Origin of the sequence: Kitasatospora putterlickiae (genome assembly GCF_039527695.1) — a bacterium.
Classification (GTDB): Bacteria; Actinomycetota; Actinomycetes; order Streptomycetales; family Streptomycetaceae; genus Kitasatospora; species Kitasatospora putterlickiae.
This window is the reverse complement of the sequence record NZ_BAAAKJ010000068.1, coordinates 63,646-69,373: the sequence shown is the minus strand read 5'-3', so window position 1 is coordinate 69,373 and position 5,728 is coordinate 63,646. Positions and strand designations below refer to the sequence as shown.

The 5,728-nt window shown below is 74.1% G+C and carries 3 protein-coding genes; 1 reads left to right on the top strand and 2 read right to left on the bottom strand.

The window, feature by feature from the left end; translation table 11 throughout:
* Positions 1 to 24 precede the first annotated feature (24 nt).
* Together ABD308_RS08045 and ABD308_RS08040 are read right to left on the bottom strand one after the other, a co-directional pair.
* Entirely contained in the window at positions 25 to 390 is a 366-nt protein-coding gene (locus ABD308_RS08045; RefSeq protein WP_344329761.1) for a hypothetical protein, read from the bottom strand.
* A gap of 212 nt (positions 391 to 602) precedes the next feature.
* Positions 603 to 3,725, bottom strand: a complete 3,123-nt coding sequence (locus ABD308_RS08040; protein WP_344329759.1) for a phosphocholine-specific phospholipase C — start codon at positions 3,723 to 3,725, stop codon at positions 603 to 605.
* A 551-nt stretch (positions 3,726 to 4,276) separates the two neighbouring features.
* Between ABD308_RS08040 and ABD308_RS08035 the strand changes: the two genes are divergently transcribed.
* Positions 4,277 to 5,728 (top strand): condensation domain-containing protein (locus ABD308_RS08035; RefSeq protein ID WP_344329757.1); only part of this gene is annotated, 1,452 nt, incomplete at its 3' end.

The window sequence follows — 5,728 nt, the reverse complement described above, 5'->3', positions numbered from 1 at the left end:
CGTCGGCGTGCTGCCCGCGGGGTGTCAGGAGACGCGCTTGATCTGCCAGGCGTTGTTGTTGAGGCTCGGGACCGCCGAGTAGCGGCAGCTGCTGTTGTAGAAGGAGGAGAGCTGCACCCAGCCGGCCGGCTGGTAGGTCGACGAACAGACGGTGAGCGTGGTGCCGACCGGCAGGCCGGCGATGTCCTTGATCTGCTTCTTGTTGGGGCTGAAGGTCGACGAGCAGCTGAGGTCGTTCCACCACTGGACGTCGACCCAGCCGGTGGGGGTGAGCTGGCTGCTGCAGACGTTCTGGGTGTCGCCGGGCGCGGCGTGCGCGGTGGTCGCGGTCAGGGTGAGCGCGGCGGCGGCGCAGCCGACGGCCAGGGCGGCGGCACGAAGACGGGACACGGAGCGGCTCCTCTCCACGGCGCGGGCGTTCCGCGCCGGCCACCATTCCTACCGGCGGGAACATGACGGGGACAGTGGCTTTCCGGTCCTGTGCCCCGGAGCGCGCGTCGCGTTCGCACCTGTTGACAGTGCGCCGGCGCACCTGTTTCCGGCATATGCGCCCGGCCCGTCCGCACCCCGGACGCAGGGGTGCGGGCGGACCGGGCGGGTCGTCAGCCGGTGATCGGCTTGACGTCCAGGCGGATGTGGTCGACGGCCCAGAACCAGTTGTTCCCGGCGTCGTACATCCGGAACTTCAGCGTCACGCTGCGCGCGCCCGCCGGAACGGCGAACCGCTTGGTGACGAAGGCGTCCTGGACGTCCTTGCCGGCGTTGTCGTTGCCGGTGGCGTCGGAGCTGTAGAACACCAGACGGGTCTCGGTGCCGTTGTCGAAGACCGCGGTGACCGCGGCCTTCTGCGGGGCCTCCTGCCGGTAGTGCGAGTCGAAGCCCAGGTGCAGGGTGGTGGCGCCGGCGGGGACGGGCACGGCGGGCGAGACGAGGGTCGAGTCGAAGACGCCCTTCTTGGACGGCGAGCCGGTGTCGTCCCAGTCGTCCGGGTCGGCGACGGCCACCACGCCGAGGCCCCGGGTGAAGTTGCCGCGGTCCTGCCCGGCCGGGCTCGACCACTCGCGCTTGGTGTGGAAGGTCCAGCCCTGGAGGCGGGTGGTGCCCTGCGGCATGCCCGGCGCGTTGACCACCGACCAGCCCTGCGGCGCCTGCGCCGTCCAGCCGAGCACCCCGGCGACCGGCTGCAGCGCGCCGGCCAGCGACTCGAAGTCCTCGCCGAGCAGGTGGCCGGCCATCACCGGGGCGGTGCGGGCGGCGAGTTCGCCGTCGGCGACGGCGAAGCGGTCGCCGGCCTGCGCCCGGGCGGTGACCAGGACACGGTGGGTGGCGCCGTCCGGCAGTACGGCGGGCGGGGTGACGTCCCACTCGGCGGTGGCGGTGGCCCCGGCGGCGAGCGAGGCGGGCGGCGTGGTGACGGCGCCGACCGTCCAGCCGGCCGGGACGACCGGCCGCGCCTCCAGCGCGCTCAGCGCGGCGGTGGCGGTGAAGCGGGCGGTGACCCGGGCCGGGCGGCCGGGCAGCAGGATCGCCTCGTCGACGGTGGTCGAGGCGGCCTTGAGCGCGACGTCCACGGCCAGCGGGTCGGCCAGGCCCATCGCCGGGTCGGTGAGCAGGTGCTCGCCGTCCCAGGGGAAGCGGCCGGCGATCCGGCGGTGGAAGCCCAGCTCGCCGCGCACGCCCACGGCGACGTCGTACCAGCCCTCCGGGCCGACCTTGACGTTGACGGTCCTGTCGTCGCCGGCCGCGACCCGGACCTCGCGCAGGCCGTCGCCGTAGGCGAGGTCGCCGACCAGGAAGGTCTGGGCGGTGCGCGAGCGGTTGATCACGTCCACCTCCAGCACCTTGCCGTCGCGCTCCTCGGAGAGCGAGATCTCGTAGGGCGCGTCGACGGTGCCGCGCAGGTGCCAGAGCGCGCCGTTGGGGCCGTGCACCCGCAGGTCGTAGCCGTTCGGGCCGACCGTCCAGGCGTCGGAGAGCCGGGACTTGGCGCCGACGGTGTAGTGGCGCGGCGCGGTGCCGGGCTCGGGGTAGACCGCGAAGACGGCGCCCTGCTTGCCCTGGTTGATGAAGTCGACGGTCAGCTGGTCGCCCTTGAGGCGCGGCTTGACGATCAGGTTGTACGGGGCCGGGCGGGCGGCCCGGGTGCCGCGCTCCTGGCGCGGGAAGACCTGCGGGTTGGGCACGGTGGGCGCGGGCAGCTTGCCGGTGTCGGCGACCTTCTGCCGGTTGCCGCTGGTGTCCGGCAGCACGGGCCAGCGCGGGTCGCGGCCGGAGAAGTCGAAGACGTTGGTGAGGTCGCCGCAGACCGAGCGCCGCCAGGGGCTGATGTTGGGCTCCTGGACGCCGAACCGCTGCTCCAGGAAGCGCAGCACCGAGGTGTGGTCGTAGACGGTGGAGTCGACGACGCCGCCGCGGGTCCACGGCGAGACGACGACCATCGGCACCCGCACGCCCAGGCCCATCGGGTAGGGGCCGGAGACCAGGGTCTCCCCGGCGGGGAGGGTGTCGGACCAGGTGAGCGAGCCGTCGGCGGCCCTGACCCGGTACCTGCCGTCCTGGCCGACCACCCGGTGGTAGGTGGAGCCGCCCTTGCTCACCCGGACGACCACCTCGCCGTCGACCGGCACGGTGGACTTGCCGCGCCCGGCGGCCAGCGGCGGGACGGGCGGCAGGTCGTGGTCGAAGAAGCCGCCGTGCTCGTCGTAGTTGAGGATGAAGACGGTCTTCTGCCACACCTCGGGCCTGGCCGCGAGGGCGGCCAGCAGGCGGGCCGTGAGGTGCTCGCCGTTCGGCGGCGCGTAGTTGGCGTGCTCGGAGAGCGCGGCCGGGGCGACGATCCAGGAGACCTGCGGCAGGGTGTCGGCCTGGACGTCGGCGGCGAAGGCCTCGACCAGGGCGTCGCCCATCGCGAAGGGGTCGTTCTTCTTGGCCGGGTCGCCGACGGCGTGCATGCCGCGGTCGTGGAGCGGCTCACCGGGCTTGGCCTTGACGAAGGGGGCGAACCAGGCGAGCGCGTTGTCGTCGTAGTTGTCCAGCGCCTGGTAGGTCTTCCAGCTGACGCCGGCCTTCTCCAGGCGCTCGGCGTAGGTGGTCCACTCGTAGCCGCCGGGGATCTCGGTGTTGTCGGTGACCGGGGTGTCCCGGACGGTGCCGCCGCTGGTGCCCGTCATCAGGTGGTCGCGGTTGGTGTTGGTGTTGCACTGCACCGAGGCGTAGTAGGCGTCACAGGCGGTGAACACCGAGGCGAGCGCGTGGTAGAAGGGCATGTCGGCGCTCTCGTAGTAGCCCTGGCCGAGCCAGCCGCTGGAGCGGCGGGTGACCGAGCCGTCGGCGAGGCCGTCGTTCCAGGCCTTCATCGAGTCGACGAAGCCGAACGCGGGGGCGCCCTGCTGGTAGGCGCTGGTGTGCGCGGCGTTCATCGCGAAGGGCAGCAGGTAGCCCTCCTTGCGGCCCGGGTCGGGCTGGTGGAAGACCGAGCGGCCGTTGACGCCGCGCACCGCCGTCCGGTCGCCGAAGCCCCGGACGCCGGCCAGGGTGCCGAAGTAGTGGTCGAAGGCGCGGTTCTCCTGCATGAACACCACGACGTGCTGGATGTCCGCCAGCCGGCCGGGGCGGGCCGGCGCGGCGAGCGCCTCGCGCACGCTGAGCGGGAGGGCGGACAGGACGGCGGCCGCCGCCGCGCCACCGAGCAGGGTGCGGCGCGACAGTTCGGGCTTCGGACTCATTCGGGGGTGACTCCTTGTACACGGCGAGGGTCGGACGCTTTGGTCCAGACCCGTTATGTCTACGGGCCCCAGATGGACGGGAACGCCGGGTTCGATGGCGCTTCGATGACGGACAGTGAACCCCGAGCTGTACAGACAACTTGGCCCCACTCGGCACCCGCCGGCCCTCCCGCCGCACACGCCCTTGACAGGGGCCCCTCAAGGAACTCCAGGCCCTCGGAACCGGAAGGTAGTTGACGAACCGTCGGCAGTCACCGGCCAGGTCGTGGACAACCCTTGACGAGGCATGTGGTCTGTGGAAATCTCACGGCAGGTCCAGGCCAATGATCTTCGAACGGGGGAGAGGATCGGATCGTCCGACGCATCAGGGGGGATACCTGGGAGTCGGGTCCGGCCGTGCCTCGGCGTCCTGCCGACCGGTCCGCGGGGCGGGCCGGCCGCCCTTCGGCAGCCGCGCCGTCCGACCGCGCCGTGCCGCGTCCGCGCCGCCACGGCCACCGCTCGGACGGGTGCCCCGCAGCTCCGTCTCCGACTCCCGAATCGAGCACAGCATGTCCGACTCCCCCAACCGGCCCGACCCTGCCTCCGCTGCCGGGGAACCCGCGAGAGCGACGGACGCCACCGGGCCCGCCTCCCCCGCCCAGCACGGGATCTGGCTGACCAGCAGGCTCACCCACGTCCCCGAGGTCTTCCACCTCGCGCTGCGCCTGACCTTCGACCGCGTCGACACCGACGCACTGGCCCGCGCCGTCGCCGCGACCGCCGCCCGGCACCCCGCGCTCGGGGCGGCCCTGGTGGAGCGGGACGGTGTGGTCCACCAGGTTCGCGCCGCACGGGCCCCCGGCCTCACCGTCCTCGACACGGCCGCCGACAGCGGCGAGGCGCTCGCCAAGCGGCTCGCCGAGGAACTCGCCCTCCCCTTCGACCTGGCCACCGGGCCGCTCGCCCGGTTCACCCTGCACCAGCGGCCGGACGGGAGCGCCGAACTGCTGGTGGTGGCCCACCACGCGGTGTTCGACGGCACCTCCAAGGACGTGCTCGTCGCCGACCTGGCCGCCGGGTACGCCGCCGCCCTGACGGGTGAGGCGCCCACCGGAACCGTCACCGCCGACACCTCCGGCACCGGGCCCGCGGACGTCGGGGCCGCCGCCGCGTTCCACGGCCCGCGCTGGGCCGCCGCCACCGATCCGGTCCTGCCCGGCGGCGCGCGGGCCACCACCGACGCAGGCCCCGGCGAAGCCGTCACCTGGCGGCTCGACGGCGCCGGCCGCGCCGCCCTCGACGACGCCGCCCGGCGGACCGGGGTCACCGTCTTCGAGTTCCTGCTCGCCGCGCTGCACGGCCTGCTGCACCGCTACGGCGGCGAGGCCGTCCCGGTCGCCGTCCCCTTCTCGACCCGCCGCCCCGGGCAGCGCGGCACGGTCGGCCCGTTCGTCAACGAGCTGCCGGTGTACGCCCCGGCCGGTGTCGACGCGGACGCCCCGTTCACGGACTACGCCCAGGCCGTGCGCACCGAGGTCCGGCTGGTCTCGGAACACCGCGCCGTGCCGTTCGGCACCGCCGTGCCCGGCCTCACCCCCCGGGCGGGCCTCGCCCCGGTCTCCTTCGGCTACCGCCGCCGCACCACCGCCGACCCGGTGTTCCCCGGCAGCACCACCCGGGTCGACTGGGCGGTCTTCCACCACGCGGCCCGCAACACCCTGCACCTCCAGGCCGTGGCGGACCCGGAGGCGGTCGAGTTCTCCCTCCAGTACGACCCGGCCGTCCTCGCCCCGTCCGCCGCTCGGCGGATCGCCGGTCACCTCACCACGCTGCTCGCCGCCGCGACGGCCGACCCCGGCGCCGCGCTCGGCGACCTGCCGCTGCTCGACGCGGCCGAGCGACGGCTGGTCACCACCGCCTGGAACGCCACCGAGCGCGCCCGCCCGGCCGGGCGCACCGTGCTCGACCTGGTCCGGGAGCAGGCCGCCGCCGCCCCCGTCACCCTCGCCGTGGTGGCCGGC

What these genes read in the sequence shown, in the direction of transcription:
- ABD308_RS08040 (WP_344329759.1), bottom strand. Translation starts at nt 3,725, where the DNA reads ATGAGTCCGAAGCCCGAACTGTCGCGCCGCACCCTGCTCGGTGGCGCG.